Source organism: Marinobacter alexandrii (genome assembly GCA_039984955.1).
Lineage (GTDB): Bacteria > Bacteroidota > Bacteroidia > Cytophagales > Cyclobacteriaceae > Ekhidna.
The window spans coordinates 129,661-150,724 of the sequence record JBDWTN010000005.1 but is presented as its reverse complement, the minus strand read 5'-3'; the positions used below and the strand labels follow the sequence as shown (position 1 = coordinate 150,724).

The following is a 21,064-nucleotide window of genomic DNA, read 5'->3' as shown; positions in this document are numbered from 1 at the left end:
TTTGTGTTACTCTTTTATTTCCTCGTAATCCTTGAAAGGAGAGGTGTCTAAATCCTCAACCGCTGACCTAAACTCAGGCCAATTTTCGGTATAGTATCCATTTACCGTTTTCATAGCTTCTGCTAGATCCTCTTCAAATTTTTTGATCAATTTGTTCTCAGTTATACCAGGTGAATGGAGAGCATTAGCAGTGTATCTTCTAGCTCCAAAATATGAATTATTCACACTATTTGGAGTTCCTCTAGTGATCCCTTGTCTATCGTCTTCCTCACCTAAGAATATATTTAACATACTATTAAGTGTGTCAATTGTAGACTTGCAAAGTTCAAGTTGCTCTTTGTACCCCTCTTTGTCTTTCTTCTTTAAATCACCCTGGACACCCTGGACTATTTTCAAACTCTCTTTAAGCCTATCTACTGCCTGTACACCGGTTGAGTATTTAGACTCTAAGTTTTTCATCGCATCATACTGAGCTTTGATTGCTGCATTAGACATTTCGATTCTTGGATCGTACTTGACTCGAACCTCTGTTGAATCTTTTTGATCCCCAAAAGTGAAGCGTACTTTATATATTCCTGGAAGAACAGTAACTCCACCAGGTTCTCTATTTCCACTTCTGTCTCTGCGACTCATGAAATTTGTTCCTTTCTCATTCATGTACCAGAAAGTTCTATGGAGACCATTCTCTTTAGGAGCTTTCGATTTCAACGTTCTAATGAGTTCTGAACCATCAAACACTTCAATAGTGAGTGAATCATATGACACTTTCTCTTCTTCATCACTTTCGTCTTTCATCGGCTCCTCCTTCTTCTTACCCTTCTTACTTTTTTTAGTATCATCCATCTCCTCTTTCTTTTCGTCTTCAGGTCTGTTGATGGAATAAGAAAGCATTGATCCATAAGGTCTATTTTCTCCATTATAGAGAGCATCACCACCAAATCTTGAGCCCTTTGGCTGTTGGTTTGAGGCTGCATAAGCAACTGGAGCAGAATAAACCTTTAGTGTTTTGTTAAGAGTAGATATACCCTCTTTGGCAATTTCTCTTAAAGGCCTGATATCATCCATTACCCATATGGCGCGACCAAAAGTTCCAATAACCAAATCATGTTCTTCAGGATGGATAACCAAATCGTACGCATTCGTAGTAGGAAAACCTTCGGTCCATTTTGTCCAGTTACTTCCTGCATCAACAGATACATAAAGACCATCATCTGTTCCTAAAAAGAGTAGTCTAGACTCTTCTGGATCTTCTACGATTGATAATGCATAACTCACAACATCGTTACCGTCAACAATTCTTTCCCAGGTTTGTCCATAATCTCTTGTTCTGTATGCATATGGAGTATAGTTAAACCTTCGATAATCATTAGCAACCAGTAATGCTTCTCCTGCATTCTTATTGGATGCTTTTATTTGAGTGATCCATGTACCACTAGGAAGCCCTGGAAGGTTACCACCAACATTTGTCCAACTATCACCTCCATTTCTTGAGATTTGTACATTTCCATCATCGGTACCAACCCATAACAAATCAGAGTTTAACGACGATGTTTCAATTACAATTACAGTACAATAGTTTTCAGCACCTGTTGCGTCCATTGTTAAACCACCGCTTTCTCCTTGCTTCTGCTTTTCGGGATCATTGGTTGTCAAGTCAGGAGAAATAACCTCCCAATTTTGACCTCCATCGGTGCTTTTATGTACAAATTGACTTCCAAAGTAGACAGTAGAAGGGCTTTGAGGATCTCTCGCCATACCAACATTCCAGTTGAAACGAAGCTCGTCATCTCCATCTGGATATGTAGGCCTTACGGTTTCATTGTAGCCAGTTTTACGATCATAAATGGAAGCAAAACCTTGCTGAGAAGTTGATATACCATACCTGCTATTGGTAGGATCTGGTAAAACATCAAATCCATCTCCAAAAGATATCTCTTGCCAATAGTGATTTCTAATACCTTGTGCTTTCCAAACATATGCAGGTCCAGCCCAAGAGCCATTATCTTGCATTCCACCATATACATTGTATGGAGTTTCATTGTCTACATTTATATGATAGAATTGTCCTACGGGTAGGTTTTCTACAAACCTCCAAGTCTGTCCTCTATCTCTAGTGATATTTAATCCTCCATCGTTTCCATCCATCATGAAATTTGGATCGTATGGATGAATATACCAGGCGTGATGATCGGGGTGAATTCCATTATTCGCTCCATATGCTGGCATTAGCTGAGAAAATGATTTACCTCCGTCCACTGAAACGTTCACATACGTGAATATGCTATATACTCTGTTCTCATTAACTGGATCTACATAAATCTCTGAGTAATAAAATGGTCTATTCCCAATATCACTTTTATCATTAATTTTTCTCCACTTAAAACCACCGTCATCTGAGCGATACAGTGCATTCTTTTTAGATTCGACCAACGCATATATCACATTTGGCATTGATGGTGCAATAGCTAGACCAATTCGACCCAAGTCCCCTTTTGGTAAGCCGTCCTCATCTGTTCGCTGCTCCCAAGTATCTCCACCATCGTGAGTTATGAAGATACCTGAACCAGGACCTCCCGAATTAAAAAACCAAGGATCACGTTTGTGTTCCCACATTGCAGCTATTAATTTATTAGGATTTTCAGGATCCATTATTAGATCTGCAGCTCCCGTTCTGATATTGTTAAATAAAATACGACTCCAGGTTTTACCACCATCAGTAGTTCTATAAACACCCCGTTCTTCATGCTCTCCCCAAGGAGAGCCAATCGCCGCTACATAAACAGTGTTTGGATCGTTCGGGTGGATAATGATTCGATGAATATGTCGGGTTTTTGCCAGGCCCATTTTTTGCCAGTTCTTACCTCCATCTAAAGTTCGATAGATTCCATCGCCACCATTGAGTGAGTTTCTAGGGTTTCCTTCGCCCGTTCCAACCCACACAACAGATGGATTAGATTGCTGTATCGTTACTGCTCCAATGGATGCTGTTGTCTGATCATTGAATATAGGTTCCCAATCAATTCCTCCGCTGGTAGACTTCCATACTCCACCAGATGCAGATCCAACATACATTACATCAGGTTGATCAGCAACTACATCAATTGAAGTGATTCTGCCAGACATACCAGCTGGGCCGATACTCCTAGGAGCCATGTTTTTTAGTGCTTCCATATCAAGCTTTTGTGCCAATGACACGGAGCTTACAACAAGAAGCATAGTGAGTAATTTGTACTTCATATCTTTTAGGTTTCTGTTTTTATAGATTCAGTAATTTAAAAAGGATCATGCAGAAGGAAAGTCTGAAATTGATGAGTGGTAGATTCATCATATAAATTACTCGAAACAACACGAGTTGATCGTCGTTAATGATATACAGTGCGATACCTGATTATTATACTTTTAGTTTCTCTAACCACAATCTCTTATGCACAAGATCAACCGCAGGGCTATATTCTTAAGAGTATTTATTTCGGGGGAGGTAGCTATTATATAGATGAATATCAATTGGAGGAGTTAAAGCACCTGATTGATTCAGTTTCGGATATTCGTGATTATACCATTACAATTCATAGTCATACTGATAATATTGGTGGAGCAGAATACAACGAATGGTTGTCTGAGATGCGTGGTGATGCAGTTATCCAACGACTGCTATTTTTTGATTTTAAATCAAATCAAATAGAAAAAAGAGATTTCGGACAATTCAATCCAGTGTTTAACAATGATACATGGGAGGGGAGGCGTAAAAATCGGAGAGTTGATATCATTTTTTGGCCCGTAGTTATGTGATTAATTCTTGGGAGGATTTATCATAATATGAGCTCTGTGAGTTCCTGGGTTCATAATCCATGGAGCTCCGGGAGCTGGAGGACTTAGTGGCATACCTGTACTTTCTTCAGTTGCGTAGGGTATATAGATAACATATCTGGTATATAGATTATCAATTTCCCCCGTTTCTGTATTTGGTTCTCCTGTGCTAACATATAAAGTAGCTTTATCAGGCATTTCTAAATTACCTGCTTTAACTTCTTCTTCACGTTTGTCAAATACCTCTTTCGCATTTAAACCTTGTGCTTTTAGTTCTCTTCCTCTAGCCATGAATGGTTCTAAATTTTTGTGATAAGCAGCCACACTAAAACCATCTTTGGAAGGATCGTCGCTGATGCAGATAAAATCGTTCGTTCCTTCTCGGAGAATTATCATATCTCCATTTGCATTAAACCCAATTACAGTAGCGTTTTCTCGTTGATGTTCAGGGGCAGCAAGTACTGCGGTGCTTAGTTGATATTCCTTGTTTGGGATTTCTTGTCCGGTGCAACTCAAAAGAAGTACGAATAACAATGAGAGAAGTGTTAGATTTTTCATGACATTTGATTTTTGAATCTTAATAAAGTTAGTCGTTTCCTACATTAATTCAATTATTTTGCGATTATGATAGAACAATCACCAATGGAGCGATCACTGGGTCAAATAAAATTGATCCTTGCTGTTTTCTTAGGAATTGCCCTTTTGTACCTAATGCGCGAATTATCTAATCTATTTGTGCCTCTGTTTTTTGCTCTATTTTTTGCTGTTTTATTTCAGCCATTGGTTCATCTGTTCATGAGGTTTCTTTCTCTGAATATTAGTATAGCCCTGACTACCGTGGTTACCATGACAATCTTCTTCTTCATAGGTTTTGGCCTTTTCAATGTGGTTCAAGCCCTAGTGGAAAATAGTGAAGTTATTTTAGATAGTATTTCGACAGATTTAAGACCTTTTATTAATGATTATACCTCATACATAGGCGTAACTTTTAGAGAAGGAGAATTGAGAGATGCTGTAGCTGAATTGCTACAATCAGGATCTTTCTGGTCGGCATCAGGTTCGTTTATTTCAAGCTTAAGCGGTATATCAGCATCACTGCTACTGACGATACTATACTTTGCCGGGCTGCTGGGTGCTATTACTCAGTTTGATAAAACAATCTCATACATAATTGGAGATTCTCGAAATAAAGAAAAAACGCTAGTGACTTTTAATCGCATTAAAGACTCTATTAGCTCTTACATTAAAGTAAAAACCTTTGTAAGTCTTATCACAGGTTTAGCTACTGGTCTGATGTGCTGGTTTTTTGGTATTGAATACTCCTTGCTCTGGGGCTTTCTTGCTTTCGTCTTAAACTATATCCCTTACATAGGATCTTTAATTGCGATTGTTCCTCCTTTGGTTTTGACTATTATTGATAGTAGTAGTGTGTCTCAGGTACTCGTTGTTTTCGTCTGTTTAGAAGGCATCCAATTAGTTATGGGGAATGTAATTGAGCCCAAGTGGATGGGAGATACTTTTTCCATTAACACCGTATCAGTTCTTTTCGGATTTGTTTTTTGGGCATTTATGTGGGGAACAGCCGGGATGTTACTAGCCGTCCCATTAACCTTTATGTGTAAGGTGGCCTTGGAAAATATGAGTCAGGCACAAGTTTTTGTAAGACTTATGGATAAGAAAGGATTGAATAAGAGTAGCTAGTTTACTTTAATCAAATAGTAATTCTTCTTGCCTTTCTGTGCTAGTAAATACTTATCCTGAAGGAGTTTATAATCTACCTGTTGATCAGGTACTTCTACCTTAGTTTTGTTGATACTTACTCCACCACCTTGAATCATTTTTCTTGCTTCACCCTTGGACTTGAAGATTATGTTTTTGGTTGTCTCACTCAAGAATGTTGTAACATCATTGCCAAGTTCATTTTTATTGACTTCTGTTTGAGGTACTCCTTCAAAGACCTGTAAAAGTGTATTTTCATCTAAACTTTCCAGATCCGCGGTGGTAGACTTTCCAAACAAAATCGAACTAGCTTTTATGGCAATATCTAAATCCTTTTTTGAATGCACACGCTCTGTCAATTCTTCGGCGAGTGTTCTTTGAAGTAATCTTTGATGAGGAGCTTCTTGATGCTCAGTTATTAAAGACTCAATTTCCTGACGCCCATTTAGACTAAATATTTTGATATATTTTTCAACATCCTCATCAGAGGAGTTTATCCAATATTGATAGAACTTGTATGGCGATGTTTTTTCTGGGTCAAGCCAAATATTTCCTCCTTCAGATTTCCCAAATTTAGATCCATCCGCTTTTGTTATTAAGGGAGTGGTCATTGCGTAAGCTTCCCCTTGCTCTTTTCTTCTTATTAATTCTGTACCGGTTACAATATTCCCCCATTGATCTGATCCGCCCAATTGAAGTTTGGCTTTCTTGTGTTTCCATAGATAATAGAAATCATAACCTTGGACTAACTGATAGGAGAATTCTGTAAATGAGAGACCTGTTTCAAGTCTAGACTTCACAGAATCTTTAGACATCATATAATTAACGGTTATATGCTTGCCTACATCTCTTATAAACTCAAGAAAGCCGAACTCTTTGAACCAGTCATAATTGTTGACCACTTCAGCAGAGTTTTCGCCTTCAAACGAAAGGAATCGTTCAAGCTGTTTTTGTACACACTCTAGGTTATGATTTAATATTTCTTCATCTAGCAAGTTTCTCTCAGAAGATTTTCCAGAAGGATCTCCAACCATTCCGGTGGCCCCACCGACAAGGGCCATTGGCTTATGTCCACATTTTTGGAAATGCACCAATGTCATGATTTGAACCATGTTGCCAATATGTAAAGAATCCGCTGTTGGATCAAAGCCAATATAAGCGACAGTCATGCCTTTATTTAGCTCTTCTTGTGTACCTGGCATGATATCATGGACCATTCCTCGCCACTTCAACTCTTCAACAAAATCTTTCATGAAATAATATTAAAAATCAGGTCGCAAAAATAGGTGGGATATGTCTTACGTTCAACTTATTATTTGCTTTACATTCGATGACTAAAGATTTATACTGAAAGTAGGTATCTTAACTCTCTCTAGCAGTATACTAACCTTACTTAACTAAGCAATGAGATATATTTTTTATAAAATCATCGCAGTGATTTTAATCATTGAGATTTTGTTTTTCTTTTTTTGGAAGCCTGGCCTTTGGACTCTATTAATAGTATTTCCTGTCTCAATCATCGGGATTACTGATGTATTTAGTAGAAAAAAGGCTATCCGAAGAAACTTCCCCGTATTCGGAAACCTTCGGTATCTATTTGAAAGTATTCGCCCGGAGATCATGCAATACTTTGTTGAGACTGATACAGAGGGTCGCCCGATTAACAGAATATATCGTTCGCTAGTCTATCGTAGAGCAAAAAAGGTAAATGATACGACTCCCTTCGGTACTCAAGAAGTAGTTTATCGTTCAGGGTATGAATGGTTAGGTCATTCTATGTATGCATTGGACCACAAAGATCTCGATCACAGTCAACGTGTGACAGTAGGAGGACCAGATTGTAAGCAACCATATGAAGCTGCATTGCTAAATATTTCTGCAATGAGTTATGGTTCATTGAGTCAAAATGCTATTCTCGCACTGAATCGTGGGGCTAAAGAGGGGCACTTTTTCCATAACACAGGAGAAGGAGCCATTAGCCCATTTCACTTAAGGCATGGAGGTGACCTGTGTTGGCAAATAGGAACAGGTTATTTCGGATGCAGGGATGTAAATGGAAATTTTGACCCTGAAGCCTTTGCAGAAAAAGCCAAATTACCTAGTGTCAAACTGATTGACATCAAACTATCGCAAGGTGCTAAACCTGGTCATGGAGGCATTCTTCCTGCATCGAAAAATACGAAAGAAATAGCTAAAATAAGAGGCGTGAAACCTCATACCATGGTTTTTTCACCGCCCACCCATTCTGCTTTTAGTGGAGAAATTGGGTTATTGGAGTTTGTCAAGCGGTTGCGTGATTTATCTGGAGGAAAGCCCATTGGATTTAAGTTGTGCGTTGGCTCAAAAGATGAATTTATAAGTCTTTGCGAAGCAATGATTTCCACAGGAATAAAACCCGACTTTATCACAATAGATGGAGGAGAAGGAGGAACTGGAGCAGCACCTGTGGAATTTTCAAATTCATTAGGGGCTCCACTACGTGACGGACTCTCTTTCGTTCATGATACATTGAGAGGGTTTGATTTACGTAAGGACATAAAACTTGTAGCCTCTGGTAAAATAATTTCCTCTTTCCATATGGTAAGGGCGATGGCTCTCGGCGCTGATTTATGCAATTCTGCAAGAGCAATGATGTTGGCCCTTGGTTGTATTCAAGCACTGCAATGTAACTCCAATTCTTGTCCAACAGGAGTTGCTACTCAGAACAAGATGTTGATGCGAGGGCTTGATCCCAATGATAAAGCCGAACGTGTGGCAAACTTCCAAGAAGAAACCGTAAAGGCTTTTTATGAATTAATAGGGGCAGCAGGCATGAGGTCACCAGCAGAAATCAGAAGAGCTCATATTAATCGTAGGATATCTTTATCAGAAGTTAGATCTTACGAAGATTTGTATCCTTCTTTCGAAGAAGGATCTTTATTAAAAAACAAAAAAGCAATATAGATTATGAATATAGCAGTACTCTCCCGAAATCCTAAATTGTATTCAACTAGTAGACTATTAGAAGCTGGTGAGGCCAGAGGCCATGTAATGAGAGTTCTGGACCATTCCAGATGTAATATTGAAATAGAAAAAAAGAAACCGAAAATTTATCATAAGGGAGAGAATATAACGGAGCTTCATGCTATTATACCTCGTATTGGGGCATCTGTGACCTTTTACGGTACAGCTGTGGTTCGTCAATTTGAAATGATGAACGTATTCTCGACTACTGAATCCGTTGCTCTTGTAAGATCAAGAGATAAATTGAGGAGTTTGCAGATACTTTCGAGATCGGGATTGGGGCTTCCTAAGACTGTTTTCACCAACTATTCTAAAGATGTTACGACTCCAATAAATGCCGTAGGAGGAGCGCCGTGTGTTATTAAACTGCTGGAAGGAACACAAGGACTGGGAGTAGTATTAGCAGAAACACAGAAAGCGGCAGAGTCAGTGCTAGAAGCTTTTAATGGGCTTCAAGCAAGAGTTATTGTACAGGAATTTATTAAAGAAGCAGGTGGTGCAGATGTACGAGTATTTGTCATTGGAGATAGAGTTGTAGGAGCTATGAAGAGGCAAGGGAAGGAAGGAGAATTCCGTTCCAATTTGCATCGAGGAGGTACTGCAGAGATCATTGAATTGTCTGATGCAGAAGAGCGCGCTGCTTTAAAGGCTGCTAAAGCTATGGGACTTGGTGTTGCAGGAGTCGATTTACTTCAATCATCAAAAGGACCACTTATTCTTGAAGTTAATTCATCGCCGGGCTTAGAAGGAATAGAAGCAGCTACTGGAAAAAATATTGCAGGAGAGATCATAAAATACATCGAGCGCAACACTGATTACGATGAATGAGCAAATACATAAATAACTATAAATCAATAACTTAAAATACTTTACTTGGATTAAAAGTTAAAGATTTTTAATTTACTGGCTAAATCAGTAAATTGATACATATGAGGGCTATCTGGAAAGGTCATATTCGATTTTCAATGGTAACAATCCCAATAAGGATATATAATGCCATAGATACTGCCCAAAAGGTTCAATTCAATTTACTCTCGAAAGAGACTAACAATCCTGTTAAATACGAAAAACGAGATAAAGTTACTGGTGATGTTTTGCGTCAGGAAGATATCGTAAAAGGATATCAATATGAGCCAGGTCAGTTTGTGATAGTAGAGTCTGATGATTTTGAAAAAGTCAAGTTAAAAAGCACAAAAGTCATTGAGATAGAGGGATTTGTGGATGTTAATGAAATTCATGAAACACTGTATGATTCACCTTACTTTGCTGGGCCTGATGGAGATGTGGCAAGTAAAACGTATGCTCTATTAAGTCAAGCCCTAAGAGAATCAGGTAAAGTAGGTGTTGGAAAAGTTGTCTTGCGAGATCGAGAGAGTATGGTTTTATTAACGTCTCATGATCGTGGAATTATGATCCATAAACTTCGCTACCCAAGTGAAGTAAGAAATATCAAAGATGTTCCTAATTTGAGAATTGAGGAAGATGCAGATGAGGAGCAGTTGAAACTTGCCAATATGCTGATCAAGTCTATGACCAAGAAATTCAAGAAAATAGAGCTTGAGGATACGTATAATGACGCATTGAGAGAAATGATTGATAGCAAGATTAAGGGTAATGAAGTTGTATCATTCGTAGAAGAAGAACCCGAAGTAGTTGATATCATGACAGCTTTGAAGGCAAGCATAGATGAAGCCAAAAAGTCTAAAAAGCCAATGAAGAAAGTTGATAAAAGCGATAAAGTAGAAGAGAAAGAAGTGAAGCGAAAAGCAAGCTAAGAGAATGACAAAAGTTGTCCAATTTCCGGTTAATCCTCCAGAAAAATTAGGTCCCAAGAAGGCACGAAGGAGGAGAAAGCCTAATCTTGAAGATTATGGGCAGTTAAATATGTTTGATCAGCTTCCTGATAATACACCTTTACTTTCATTACCAAAAGCCGGGTCCTTCTTTGAAGAGGCATTGAGTCTTGATGAAAATAACAATCCTGAGGCTGAAAAATATTATCTATTGGCTATTGAAAATGGGCAGTCAATAGAAGATGCATATTGCAATCTTGGAATTCTTAAATCAAGTCAAGGAGATTTAAGTAAAGCCATTGATTATCTTACTCTATGTCTAAAGAAGAACCCAAGGCATTTTGAGGCTCATTATAATTTGGGTAATGTCTACTCAGACTTAGGTAATCTAGAATTAGCAAAAGTGCATTATGAACTTTCCACTCAAATCGAAACAGAGTATCCAAATAGCTATTACAACCTTGGTTTGGTTCTGATTTCTCTTAGGAGATACGATGAGGCCATCCTAAGTATTAATAAATATGTTGAGTTAGCTCCAAGTAGTGAACATCATACAGCAACCGAACTTATTAAAACATTAAACTCCATAGCCAAATGACAAAAGACAAGCATCCTGTACTAAACGAACATTTCGAACGCTTGAAGGAGTTGATGCCTGAAGTCTATGCTAAACACTTTCGAGAGGAACGTGAGACTAAAAATCAAAAACTTTTCAGAATGCTGAAGCATTCATTAGGAGTGATAGAAGCAGTTTACCTTCAGAATTCTGATAATTTTTCTCTTTCTAAGGCTGAGGAATATGGCAAAATAATTGAAGAATTGAAAGAACTGGGTTATTCTTATTCTGGCCAGCCCGAGTTGTTGAATATGGCTGCTAAATTCATGATTATGAAAGCCAAGAAGCCTATGGAAAAAGCAAAAGGCTCATTTCAAATGCAAGATCATGATAAGAAGGCGATGTAAATAGTAGTTAGTTTGAAGCCAACTTCTTTTTTTTCTTCGTAAATAGCTATAAAATCACTTGCAAGTGTTTATTAGCATAATCATTCCTACGTTAAATGAGGAACAGCAAATTGGCTCTCTCCTCAAATTTTTATCTAACCATCCGGATAAAAATGAATTTGAAGTCATCATTGTCGATGGTGGAAGTACAGATAAAACGCGAACGCTCGTATCACAATTTCCAGTAAAGGTCGAATCATCAAAAGAGTGCTCCAGAGCTTGTCAGATGAATTTGGGAGCTAAACATGCAAAAGGAAACATCCTGTATTTTGTGCATGCTGATGTTCAACTTGTAGATAGTTTTGTCTATGATATCAAAGAATCCGTCAACCAGGGTTATGGAAGTGGTTGTTACAGATTCAAATTTGATAACCCCCCAAACCCTCTTCTTCATGTTAATGGCTTCTTTACACGTTTTCCTTTTAAGTGGTGTAGAGGTGGAGATCAAACACTCTTTGTTACGAAAGAATGTTTTGAGAAGCTAGGAGGTTTTGATGAAGAGTATGTTATCATGGAGGACTATGACTTTCTGGATAGGATGGAAGAGGTCTCTGTTTCCTTCAAGATAATCCCTAAAAGCGTAAAGGTTTCCGCGCGCAAATACGAGAATAATTCATATTTTAAAGTCCAAAAAGCCAATTATAAAGCGATGAAGATGTATAAAAGTGGAGAGATGCCAGCTGAAATTAAGAAGTTCTACAAACTAGAACTGTTATAAGGACATTTCCGATAGCTAGTAGTTTAGATGATACAAAAAGATAGCAATGAGTAATATTTCGGAAGATCAGATAGAAGAATGGTTAAAGAAGTTGGAGCGCGAAAGTTGGCAACTTGAGCTTCTAGTATCTGCTTTTACCATTTTCTTACTTATCGGGGCAAATTCTGCCTTTCGTGAGTTCCTTTATGGATTAAATTTTAAATACAATTTATCAACTGGAGCCCTGAGTATTTTCAGCATTTTCTTAATTATCATTAAGAACTCCATTCAAGCATTGGCCATTTCTCTGATCATTCATTTGATGTTGCGTGGGTTCTGGATCGGCACAATTGGCCTACGCTCTGTTCAGGCTACAGTAGATTTTGAAAAACTCAACTACAATAAGTTTTTCACAGAAAAACTTAAAAAAAATGGCGTAATAAGTCTCGATAAAATGGTCGTGCAATTGGATGAAATTTGCAGTGTCATTTTTGCTTTTTCTTTCTTAATCATCTCTGTTTTGATCGCATTTGGGATGTACTTGGTTGGGCTTGGAGTCATGGGTTTTATATTTTCTCAATTAGTTGTAATTTCTCCTGATGCCATTTCCAGTATTGTGTTAATTGTTTCGATAGTAGTTGCTGTCAGCTACATGGTCATGGGATTTATTTATATGATTGATTACTTGACTCTTGGTTTTTTTAAGCGTATAAAGTGGTTTGCTAGAATATATTATCCCTTTTACCGTCTCTTCAATTTCATTACGTTATCGAGGCTGAGTAAAAGCATTTATTATTATTTAATAAGCAAATTTTCAAAAGGGAAGATTCGATTGGTATTTTCTCTTCTAGGAGGAGTCGTATTACTCATGCTCTTAGTAGAGTTTGATCAGCATCAATACTTTCCCGATTCACAGAGTAAGTTTGTTGTTCAAACGAATGCATATGATGATACAAGGCCTGAAAAAGAATATGTTTCTGATGTTAGCATTCCGTCAAAGTTTATAAACGAACCATTCTTTCCTCTTTTTTTAAGATATAATCCTTCGGATAATTCAGTCATTCAATCAAGTTGTCCTGATTTTGTGCCTCTCAAAGATGATGGTTTAAATTCCAGGTTGGGAATTGGTACCAATAATGGGGGTTTTCAGATTACCAATAAGGATTATTCAGGTGAAGATTTTGAGCAATTACTCTCTTGTCATGCATCTATTTATCAAATAGCCATTAACGACTCGATTTATAGTGACCTGAAATTCAGGTTCTACATACATCCGCATAAAGACCAAAAAGGTCTTATTACGGTCATTCCTACTGTGGCTTTTAACAAAGGCGAGAATGTCCTAGCTATAAAAAAGGTTGAAATTGATACCTTAGAATCATCTACATTTAGTGACTTTGTACAGATACCCTTTTGGTTTAAAGACTAAAGATTGGTCCGTATCCAATTGATAGATTCTGTTGCAAGCAGAAGTAATATTTCTTCTTTTGTCTTTCCACTTCTTTTGGGGACATGGAAAGAATGATCAGCATCTTCTATGACTCTTATCTCAGCTTTGTGCAGACTTTTCATCACTTCTTTCATAAGGTCAAGGTTTGCTAGCTTGTCTTTTGACCCTTGCAAGAATAGTTGCGGAAGCGTGATTTCGCATAAATGCTGTGCACGATCTTTTGAATCCTTACCAGGAGCATGAAGTGGAAACCCAAAATAAATGATACCCTTTACTCTTTCGAAGTTATGCTCTGCAAGTAGGTGAGAAGCCATTCTACCTCCATATGATTTACCAGAGACAACTATTGGCATTTCCGGATACATTGTTAAGATATGTTCGATGACAATATTCCATGTTTCTATATTGGATTTTGGAGAGCCTGGTGACTTTCTCCCTTGTTCCATATATGGGAAATTAAACCGGACAACTGTAATTCCTTCATTGGAGATTAGTTGTGCAATTTCTTTCATGAAGAAGTGATGCATTCCAGCACCAGCACCATGAGCTACAATCAATATACTTGATGCTTTCGGTGATTCATCCATCTCAATAGTGATTTTTCCAAGTTTATCATTGAGGTATAACTCCATTACACAATCAGTTTATTCATTTACTTAGCACATTGATTTCATGCATTACATCGAATTCAAAAAAGCTAAAATCATCTTCTAATAAAGAGATTGTTTAGCTTAAAACATCAGTTTGTTACTAATAAATTATCATTTATCTCATAATTATCACCTGAATTATTCAGGCTAAATTTAGCCGATGGAATTAACAGTACTTGGCTGTGGTGATGCATTTGGGAATGCGGGAAGAAATAACACTGCTTTTCTCATATCAGAAGGAGAGGAGCACGTACTAATGGATTGTGGGGCAAGTACGCTTATCAGGTTAAAGCATGAAAAAGTGGACCTTGAAAAAATATCCACGATTATTATTACTCACTTCCACGGAGACCATTTTGGAGGTATTCCCTTTTTGCTAATCTGCTGTTTATTTGAACAACGAAGAAAGAAACCTCTCAAAATTATAGGGCCAAGAGGTGTAAGAGATCAAGTTTACAAATTACAGGAAGCTATGTATCCTGGAACAGCGGAGCAGCTTAAAGAGTTAGACTTGACATTCCATGAGTATGCACAAGATGAACCTGTAGATTTGGATGATAAATTGCTTCGCGTATGGGAAGTAGATCACAGTCCCGTCTCAGTTCCTCATGCGATAAGATTGGAATGGAGGAATAAAAAAATTGCTTTTTCAGGAGATACTTCCTGGACAGAGAATCTCATTCCTTTAGCGAAAGGTGCAGATGTTTTTATTTGTGAATGTAATTTTATTGAAAAAGTAAGTTTTGGGCATTTGAGCTACCACGAACTATTGGAAAAAAGAGCACTACTCAATTGCAAACAACTTTGGTTGAGTCATATGGCTCAAGAGGTCATAGAAGCTGAAAATTTTGAATTAAATCGACTTTATGATGGAAAACGAATGGAATTTTAATGACAAATAGATATCTGTGGTTTATCCCACCAATCGCAGTTGCGATTGGAATCTTCTTACTTTCTACATTCTTATCCTTTCCAGTTCAAGTAGAAGGGGTTAGTTACCTAGATAAAATTGAGCACTGCTTTGCTTATCTGGTTTTGACAATTGGTTTTCTGATTGCATTCAAGAAAGCGCAACTTCTAAATCATAGAATTGCTCTTGCAATTTTAATAAGCGCAAGTACCTATGGCTTCTCGCTTGAGCTTGCGCAGTATATATTTTTTCCAAATCGCTTCTTTGAATGGATTGATGCTTGTGCTAACGTGCTTGGGTCTTTAATCGGTTTTGGTCTGTTTAAATTGATTTTTCGTGGCTAAAAGAAAACTATATTTCATTATACATAAGCCATTTAAAGTGCTTAGCCAATTCTCTAATGAAGGACAGAACATAGGATTAGGTTCAATCTTTAAGGATATACCCAAAGATGTGTATCCAGTAGGAAGGCTAGACTTAGATAGCGAAGGGTTGCTTATTTTAACTAATGATAAATCACTTAATAATAGGCTTCTGAATCCTAAGAATGAACATGTCAGAACATATGTTGTCGAGGTAGATGGTACACCAGATCAACAAGCTATTGCGATGCTTGAAAAAGGAATTGAAATCAATGTAAACGGGAAAAAACATAACACCAAACCTGCAAAGGTGGAAGTTTTTACACCAAAGGTTGAAGAAAGAAATCCTCCGGTAAACTATAAAAAACATCCACTCAGGACTTGGCTTCAGATTAGTTTAACTGAAGGTAAAAATAGGCAGGTAAGAAAGATGACAGCAAAAGTTGGACATCCAACATTGAGGCTAATACGAGTGGCTGTTGAAGATTTAGATTTATCACCTTTGAAGTCCGGAGAAATATCGCAGATTAGTGAAAAAGTACTTTACAAGAAACTAAACCTTCTTCAATCGCCAGTCAAGTGAATACTTTCCACTGCCGAGAAGATATATGGCAACAAATCCAAAGAAGTACAATAACGGAAACTCCTGCTTTCCCCAAGGATCTTGTGCATGAATGATAAAAGCCGCTACAAGCATCGTAATTGTGGGAGGTATTGTGGCCAGTCTTGTTTTAAAACCTATAATCAGAAGAATAGGGCATAGAAACTCGCCAATTACAGCCAGAAATAAGCTTAGACCTTCACCAATACCAATGGGATTGGCAAAAGACATATCTCCATTAATCAATCGATTGAACTTACCCCATCCATGACCGAGCATCATACTGCTGAAACTTAACCGAAGAATAAGGGATGCCAGATGAGGATGCAACATTAGTTATTCGTTGATTTTTTCAATTTCCGGGCTCTCTTATATACTCTAGGAGAGCTGATGATTATCTGGAATGTATCCCAGAGGCGCACCCATGAATTAGGCCTTCCTTCATCTTTATTTCTAGATTCAAAGAATCTAATAATCTTTTTGAGCGTGTTGTCTAAGAGAGATAGGTATAAAACAATTGTCATAAACCAGATGAAGGCAATGTTGAAATAAAACGTAGGCACTTTCCAATTCCCCAAAACCTTGAAAGGAGCATAGAAGTGAGCTCTACCAATAGCGGAATAAGGATGCATAAATATGGGATCTTTCTTTTGAATGAGTTGATCCTCACCGCGATAGACCATGTCCAGATGCGCTCTATTCATCAATAGGTCAGCTAAAAATTCGTTATGATACTTCTTTTCTAATATGATAAACCCATCACGACCTAAGTCACTGACAACACTATCGTAAAGCTGATCTCTATTTTTTTGTGATTCCAGGTACCCATTGGCGAAGTGATCTCGAGCGTATAACAAGTAGTTATGAAGTCTATCTGAAATGGATCGACTGAAATATTCAGGATTTAGTTGATCCACGTAAGAAAAAGCTCGTAAACCATGAATTTCGCTTAAACTCTTGACCTCATTTTTTAAGATCCTAAACGATTGTTCCTTTGATTCCCAGTTGGAAGTGTCTCGCATAACTTCTTTATTGATGCTCACCATTTCTGGTACCATAAAAGACCTGTAAACTGAGTTTCTACTTATTTCTTTATTGACTTCAAAGAAATACCTCTCATAATCGTTATAACGAAATTGAGCGACTGCCAGTGCTTCATACGCCCAACGAGAAGCCATCATGTCACCTACAATTGGTACATTTTTTTGGTTATTTATAGAGTGGTGGAGCTCATCAAATTTTATCATGGCGCCCCCTAATAAAAGCTGTGGGACTAGAATAAACGGAATGAGAATGTAAATATTGATAACAGAATTTAGTGCCGATGAAATATTTAGCCCTACCAAATTGGCAAAACAAGAAATGGAAAATAGTACCGCCCAATAGTAAAGTGTCATTCCGTGAATCTCAAGTATATAATTTCCAATAAGGACGAATGACAATGTTTGTATAGCTGAAAGAACAAATAAGAAGACAATCTTAGAGTTTATATAACTCATCCTCGAGAGGTTCAGAAATGACTCACGTTCCAGTATTTGTCGGTCCTTGTAAATCTCTTGAGCACTCACAGTTAGGCCCATGAATAAGGAAACTACGATGGACATAAAAAGATATACTGGGAGGTTAATATTTTCAGAAAAAGCATACACTTTTTCTGGTGAATATTTTGAGAAGTAACCTAGAATAAAAGCTAAGAGTGGAGCTTCAAGTACATTAATTAGAATGTATTGCTTGTTGGAAATCTTAGATAAAAGATTTCTCTGGCTAAATATTTTGAATTGATGCCAGCTGTCAGGAATTCGAAAATTAGTAGGTGGGAGTACCGAATCGTACTTCAGGCGAACAAGTTTCGGTTGAATGTTTTCTTTATACTTAGAATACCAAATAGATGGGTTTACCCGTCTTTTCTTGGTGGACCTTCCTCGCTCATCAATCTCTCTGGCCTCAATTATTTGTAAGATCTGTTCAGGTATCACATTTCCACACCTAGGACATTCGCTTTCGGCCGCATTTACTTGTGTATTCATCGTCTTGAAATACACTACAGCATCAATAGGATTTCCATTGTAGATTGGATACCCCCCTCTATCCATTATCCACAGCTTATCAAATAACTTGAAAATCTCAGACGAAGGTTGATGAATAATAGCAACGACTAATTTTCCTTTTCGGGTCAAATCCTTAAGCAACATCATCATCTTTTCAGAATCCATTGAGGATAATCCGGAAGTAGGCTCGTCTACAAATAACACAGAAGGCTCACGCATGAGCTCTAGTGCAATATTCAGACGTTTTCTTTGACCTCCTGAAATAGTTTTGTTAAGGGGATCTCCGACTTTTAAATCTTTAATATCCTCGAGATCTAGATCGTCAAGAACTTTAAGAACTGTTCGTTCAATTAGATCTTCAGAAAAATCACTAAAGCATGTCTTAGCATTGAAGTATAGGTTTTGAAATACAGTGAGTTCTTCAAATAAGAGGTCATCCTGCGGCACATAGCCAATTACCCCTTCAGTACTTGCTTGTTCCAGAGAGAATCCATTGATATGAATTCGTCCACCATCTAAATGGAGCTTTCCATTCAGAATATTCATTAGAGTGGTCTTACCAGTGCCACTTCCTCCCATGATTCCAATGAGTCTTCCAGAATCTTCAGAGAAAGAGAAAGCCTTTAGCCCATTACTGCTATTTTTAAACTTAAACTCTATCTTATCTCCAGCTAAGACTACTCGAGTACTGGTCTCATCTTGGATAAATTTCTTAGTGACTTCAGATTCATAAATGGATGAAATATTTGGTCCTTTAATGATGGATCCCGGTTTCAAGATGTATGATTTGGAAGGGATGATTTTGACACCTTCAAGAAAAAGGTTTAATGGACCATCATATCGAAAAACAAAAGTGTCAACACTTTTTAAATAAAGGACGGTAATCTTCCCGAAGAGATTCTGAACAAACAAATGCCTAATTTGATTTTCTTTCTTCTTTTTCCGAATGATCCAAGCCATTTCTTCTGGCCATTCGGTCTGTTTATTGTCAACAATTAATATTCGGTCCTTATTTATTTCCCCCTCATCATGTTTAAGGATGAAGTTTTTAAGATTAATTACGTCTTCTTGATCAAGATTAAAGTTTAAAGCTACCAAAGCAGCAAACTCTTCTTCCTTTGCCGTAACTTTTTCATCTGCCCTGATGAGCTCCATCAATTGCATGAATACAATGAGTCTCTCTGATCGAAGTAACTCCTTGTTAAGCTGATTACAAATTTTAGCTATCTGAAGAATACTAGTACTATCAATATTAATTTCTTCATCACTCTTTGCAGTGGGCTGATCTTTGTAAAAGTTCAAATAATCATAAAAGAGCTTGATATACTCCGTAGTGAGCGTTTCATTATTGAGTGTTTTTTGAAGATAGGGTCTGATAACCAGCTCTCCTGAATCCACAGCATCTGTATCCTCCTTTGCGCTTTCAATGATGGCAAGTAGGTGAACTAGTGCATTTATTATGGATTCGGTCATAGTTTGGATTAAATATAAAAAAAGCCTCAACTAAATGGTTGAGGCTTCCAAATATTGTTAAAAAAGATTAGCCAACTATCTCATCTCGAATAATTTTAACATTATTTGAAATGTCATCAAACTGTCCGGAAGTCATCTCCACTCCCTCGCCAAGCTGATCATAAGTAAGACTAATAAATCGTAAACTTGGAAGCATACGCTTTACATTTTCATCATCTTGGAAGTTATCCATTAATTCAAGAAGCTTAGTAACCTGAGATTTCTGATTGGCAAGTACAGCCATCAATTCTCCTCTATTTTCACTCATCTTAACCAATTCGCAGGTGATGTGTAGTCCCTCTACAACGCTTCCTGCTACTACCAAAATTGAAGTCTTTTCTTCTCCATTTTGATTGAGGTAGTTGTATGTATCATAGAATGACTCAGTCACTATGAAAATAAGTGAATCAATGTTATCCATGTTATTCTCGATTCTTTGAGCCATGGAAGAATTAAAAGCAGAAGTGATGTTTAAATCATCAATTAGCTTTTTGGAAACATCTAAATAATCTATTGTCTCCTGTGTTTTATCAAAGGTTGCCGCATAGCTAAGGTCGGCACCATAAACCCCCAAATTCACTGCTTTCTGCCATGTGGCAACATATTGATCTACTTTAGTTGGATCATTTACAATATTCTCAGAGTATGATGTATTTGCATTACCAAGCATTTGCGATACCTCGAACGCAGTTGGCAAGGGATATGTGAATTCTTTCTCAACGAAATCTTCAATTTCTTCTTTCTTTTCGGCAGTAGACTCTCCAGAAGAGCTTGATCCACTACTACATGAGATTAAGAAGAATGCGGAGACTAAAAATAAAAGGGTTATAAAATTCTTTTTCATGTGTATTGTCTGTTTTTCAATCGCCACATGGAATTCGCCTGATACTATTCATTCACCAAATAAATGGTGATTGTTTAATCATGCTCATTTCATGAGATTGGTTTGTTTATCATCAATTCAAATTCAAGATTAATCTATTAATTACTTTCTTCAAACACTTATTGCGGCTATTTCCCGTATGCTCACTATTTAAGCCCAAATTTTGAAGTGTGCCATGCTCTTTCGTGTAAATAATAGAAAATCATTTTCAAAATGCTTTCTACCAAAGCTATGCCAGTAGCTTTTTCCATAGCCTGTGGATCTTCTTTGAAAATAAATAATGCAATAACAAAAGTGGTGATAGAAGCGGTGATTCGCCAAGTGATAGTTTTAATAAAATGTCGGATTTTACTTTTAAGTTTTATCGTGTTGATAAACCATATTCTTTCATGATAATAATACAAAATCATTTTAATAGATGTTTCAATCAACGCTACCCATGAAGCCTTCTCAGTGGCATTTGGATCTTCTCTGAAAAAAAATATTGTCAAAATGAATGTTGTACTCGTGGCTATCAGCCTCCAAGTAATCGTTTTAGCGATATGTCTTTTTCTACTGTTCATCTATTCGTTAAATCGATTCAAAAATACATGCTGAACGCGCTAGTTCTCTTCCGAATTTCAATTT

20 protein-coding genes are annotated in these 21,064 nt (G+C 37.3%); 12 read left to right on the top strand and 8 right to left on the bottom strand.

What is annotated here, in order from left to right; genetic code table 11:
* Positions 1–6: 6 nt before the first annotated feature.
* Positions 7–3,237 carry a hypothetical protein gene (locus ABJQ32_01490; GenBank protein ID MEP5288290.1) on the bottom strand — a complete coding sequence of 1,077 codons (3,231 nt, stop codon included), beginning with the start codon at positions 3,235–3,237 and terminating at the stop codon, positions 7–9.
* 138 nt (positions 3,238–3,375) lie between these two features.
* Between ABJQ32_01490 and ABJQ32_01485 the strand changes: the two genes are divergently transcribed.
* Positions 3,376–3,789 carry an OmpA family protein gene (locus tag ABJQ32_01485; protein ID MEP5288289.1) on the top strand — a complete coding sequence of 138 codons (414 nt, stop codon included), beginning with the start codon at positions 3,376–3,378 and terminating at the stop codon, positions 3,787–3,789.
* On the opposite strand, the gene ABJQ32_01480 is transcribed toward ABJQ32_01485, so the two are convergent.
* Positions 3,790–4,365, bottom strand: a complete 576-nt coding sequence (locus ABJQ32_01480) for a hypothetical protein (GenBank protein MEP5288288.1) — start codon at positions 4,363–4,365, stop codon at positions 3,790–3,792.
* An 84-nt stretch (positions 4,366–4,449) separates the two neighbouring features.
* Between ABJQ32_01480 and ABJQ32_01475 the strand changes: the two genes are divergently transcribed.
* A complete protein-coding gene (locus ABJQ32_01475; protein ID MEP5288287.1) occupies positions 4,450–5,508 on the top strand; it encodes an AI-2E family transporter in 1,059 nt (352 codons plus the stop codon).
* Here ABJQ32_01475 and tyrS read toward each other — a convergent pair.
* A complete protein-coding gene (gene tyrS, locus ABJQ32_01470; GenBank protein MEP5288286.1) occupies positions 5,505–6,779 on the bottom strand; it encodes a tyrosine--tRNA ligase in 1,275 nt (424 codons plus the stop codon). The two genes, ABJQ32_01475 and tyrS, sit on opposite strands and share 4 nt — an antisense overlap.
* Positions 6,780–6,930: 151 nt before the next feature.
* Here tyrS and ABJQ32_01465 point away from each other — a divergent pair, with 151 nt between their 5' ends.
* From ABJQ32_01465 to ABJQ32_01435, 7 genes are all read left to right on the top strand, one after another.
* Positions 6,931–8,469 (top strand): FMN-binding glutamate synthase family protein, encoded by a 1,539-nt coding sequence (locus ABJQ32_01465; GenBank protein ID MEP5288285.1) that lies wholly within the window; start codon positions 6,931–6,933, stop codon positions 8,467–8,469.
* A 3-nt stretch (positions 8,470–8,472) separates the two neighbouring features.
* Entirely contained in the window at positions 8,473–9,357 is an 885-nt protein-coding gene (gene rimK, locus ABJQ32_01460; protein MEP5288284.1) for a 30S ribosomal protein S6--L-glutamate ligase, read from the top strand.
* Between the two features lie 101 nt (positions 9,358–9,458).
* A complete protein-coding gene (locus tag ABJQ32_01455; GenBank protein MEP5288283.1) occupies positions 9,459–10,304 on the top strand; it encodes a Ku protein in 846 nt (281 codons plus the stop codon).
* Positions 10,305–10,308: 4 nt separating this feature from the next.
* Entirely contained in the window at positions 10,309–10,920 is a 612-nt protein-coding gene (locus ABJQ32_01450; protein ID MEP5288282.1) for a tetratricopeptide repeat protein, read from the top strand.
* Positions 10,917–11,285, top strand: coding sequence for a hypothetical protein (locus ABJQ32_01445; GenBank protein ID MEP5288281.1), 369 nt, complete (start codon positions 10,917–10,919; stop codon positions 11,283–11,285). The genes ABJQ32_01450 and ABJQ32_01445 overlap by 4 nt, the downstream gene beginning before the upstream one ends.
* A 64-nt stretch (positions 11,286–11,349) precedes the next feature.
* The gene (locus ABJQ32_01440; GenBank protein ID MEP5288280.1) at positions 11,350–12,042 is read left to right on the top strand and encodes a TIGR04283 family arsenosugar biosynthesis glycosyltransferase; all 693 of its coding nucleotides are present in this window, start codon (positions 11,350–11,352) and stop codon (positions 12,040–12,042) included.
* A gap of 46 nt (positions 12,043–12,088) precedes the next feature.
* Positions 12,089–13,450, top strand: coding sequence for a hypothetical protein (locus ABJQ32_01435; GenBank protein MEP5288279.1), 1,362 nt, complete (start codon positions 12,089–12,091; stop codon positions 13,448–13,450).
* On the opposite strand, the gene ABJQ32_01430 is transcribed toward ABJQ32_01435, so the two are convergent.
* Positions 13,447–14,103 carry an alpha/beta fold hydrolase gene (locus ABJQ32_01430; GenBank protein MEP5288278.1) on the bottom strand — a complete coding sequence of 219 codons (657 nt, stop codon included), beginning with the start codon at positions 14,101–14,103 and terminating at the stop codon, positions 13,447–13,449. The genes ABJQ32_01435 and ABJQ32_01430 overlap by 4 nt on opposite strands.
* Before the next feature lie 178 nt (positions 14,104–14,281).
* Here ABJQ32_01430 and ABJQ32_01425 point away from each other — a divergent pair, with 178 nt between their 5' ends.
* From ABJQ32_01425 to ABJQ32_01415, 3 genes are read left to right on the top strand one after another with little or no spacing between them, the layout of a single operon-like run.
* Complete coding sequence (locus ABJQ32_01425; GenBank protein MEP5288277.1) at positions 14,282–15,013, top strand: MBL fold metallo-hydrolase; 732 nt, start codon at positions 14,282–14,284, stop codon at positions 15,011–15,013.
* Positions 15,013–15,375 (top strand): VanZ family protein, encoded by a 363-nt coding sequence (locus tag ABJQ32_01420; protein ID MEP5288276.1) that lies wholly within the window; start codon positions 15,013–15,015, stop codon positions 15,373–15,375. The genes ABJQ32_01425 and ABJQ32_01420 overlap by 1 nt, the downstream gene beginning before the upstream one ends.
* Positions 15,368–15,976 (top strand): pseudouridine synthase, encoded by a 609-nt coding sequence (locus ABJQ32_01415; GenBank protein ID MEP5288275.1) that lies wholly within the window; start codon positions 15,368–15,370, stop codon positions 15,974–15,976. The genes ABJQ32_01420 and ABJQ32_01415 overlap by 8 nt, the downstream gene beginning before the upstream one ends.
* On the opposite strand, the gene ABJQ32_01410 is transcribed toward ABJQ32_01415, so the two are convergent.
* The 4 genes from ABJQ32_01410 to ABJQ32_01395 all read right to left on the bottom strand — a co-directional run bounded on the left by ABJQ32_01410 (position 15,947) and on the right by ABJQ32_01395 (position 21,000).
* The gene (locus tag ABJQ32_01410) at positions 15,947–16,327 is read right to left on the bottom strand and encodes a DoxX family protein (protein ID MEP5288274.1); all 381 of its coding nucleotides are present in this window, start codon (positions 16,325–16,327) and stop codon (positions 15,947–15,949) included. The genes ABJQ32_01415 and ABJQ32_01410 overlap by 30 nt on opposite strands.
* Complete coding sequence (locus tag ABJQ32_01405; GenBank protein MEP5288273.1) at positions 16,327–19,515, bottom strand: ATP-binding cassette domain-containing protein; 3,189 nt, start codon at positions 19,513–19,515, stop codon at positions 16,327–16,329. The genes ABJQ32_01410 and ABJQ32_01405 overlap by 1 nt, the downstream gene beginning before the upstream one ends.
* A 67-nt stretch (positions 19,516–19,582) precedes the next feature.
* Complete coding sequence (locus ABJQ32_01400) at positions 19,583–20,398, bottom strand: hypothetical protein (protein ID MEP5288272.1); 816 nt, start codon at positions 20,396–20,398, stop codon at positions 19,583–19,585.
* 185 nt (positions 20,399–20,583) lie between these two features.
* On the bottom strand, positions 20,584–21,000 hold the full coding sequence (locus ABJQ32_01395; GenBank protein MEP5288271.1) for a DUF2061 domain-containing protein: 417 nt from the start codon (positions 20,998–21,000) through the stop codon (positions 20,584–20,586).
* Positions 21,001–21,064 lie beyond the last annotated feature (64 nt).

What these genes read in the sequence shown, in the direction of transcription:
- ABJQ32_01405 (MEP5288273.1), bottom strand. Translation starts at nt 19,515, where the DNA reads ATGACCGAATCCATAATAAATGCACTAGTTCACCTACTTGCCATCATT.
- ABJQ32_01435 (MEP5288279.1), top strand. Translation starts at nt 12,089, where the DNA reads ATGAGTAATATTTCGGAAGATCAGATAGAAGAATGGTTAAAGAAGTTG.
- tyrS (MEP5288286.1), bottom strand. Translation starts at nt 6,779, where the DNA reads ATGAAAGATTTTGTTGAAGAGTTGAAGTGGCGAGGAATGGTCCATGAT.
- ABJQ32_01490 (MEP5288290.1), bottom strand. Translation starts at nt 3,237, where the DNA reads ATGAAGTACAAATTACTCACTATGCTTCTTGTTGTAAGCTCCGTGTCA.
- ABJQ32_01425 (MEP5288277.1), top strand. Translation starts at nt 14,282, where the DNA reads ATGGAATTAACAGTACTTGGCTGTGGTGATGCATTTGGGAATGCGGGA.
- ABJQ32_01430 (MEP5288278.1), bottom strand. Translation starts at nt 14,103, where the DNA reads ATGGAGTTATACCTCAATGATAAACTTGGAAAAATCACTATTGAGATG.
- rimK (MEP5288284.1), top strand. Translation starts at nt 8,473, where the DNA reads ATGAATATAGCAGTACTCTCCCGAAATCCTAAATTGTATTCAACTAGT.
- ABJQ32_01475 (MEP5288287.1), top strand. Translation starts at nt 4,450, where the DNA reads ATGGAGCGATCACTGGGTCAAATAAAATTGATCCTTGCTGTTTTCTTA.
- ABJQ32_01455 (MEP5288283.1), top strand. Translation starts at nt 9,459, where the DNA reads ATGAGGGCTATCTGGAAAGGTCATATTCGATTTTCAATGGTAACAATC.
- ABJQ32_01400 (MEP5288272.1), bottom strand. Translation starts at nt 20,398, where the DNA reads ATGAAAAAGAATTTTATAACCCTTTTATTTTTAGTCTCCGCATTCTTC.
- ABJQ32_01395 (MEP5288271.1), bottom strand. Translation starts at nt 21,000, where the DNA reads ATGAACAGTAGAAAAAGACATATCGCTAAAACGATTACTTGGAGGCTG.
- ABJQ32_01465 (MEP5288285.1), top strand. Translation starts at nt 6,931, where the DNA reads ATGAGATATATTTTTTATAAAATCATCGCAGTGATTTTAATCATTGAG.
- ABJQ32_01410 (MEP5288274.1), bottom strand. Translation starts at nt 16,327, where the DNA reads ATGTTGCATCCTCATCTGGCATCCCTTATTCTTCGGTTAAGTTTCAGC.
- ABJQ32_01450 (MEP5288282.1), top strand. Translation starts at nt 10,309, where the DNA reads ATGACAAAAGTTGTCCAATTTCCGGTTAATCCTCCAGAAAAATTAGGT.
- ABJQ32_01480 (MEP5288288.1), bottom strand. Translation starts at nt 4,365, where the DNA reads ATGAAAAATCTAACACTTCTCTCATTGTTATTCGTACTTCTTTTGAGT.
- ABJQ32_01445 (MEP5288281.1), top strand. Translation starts at nt 10,917, where the DNA reads ATGACAAAAGACAAGCATCCTGTACTAAACGAACATTTCGAACGCTTG.
- ABJQ32_01420 (MEP5288276.1), top strand. Translation starts at nt 15,013, where the DNA reads ATGACAAATAGATATCTGTGGTTTATCCCACCAATCGCAGTTGCGATT.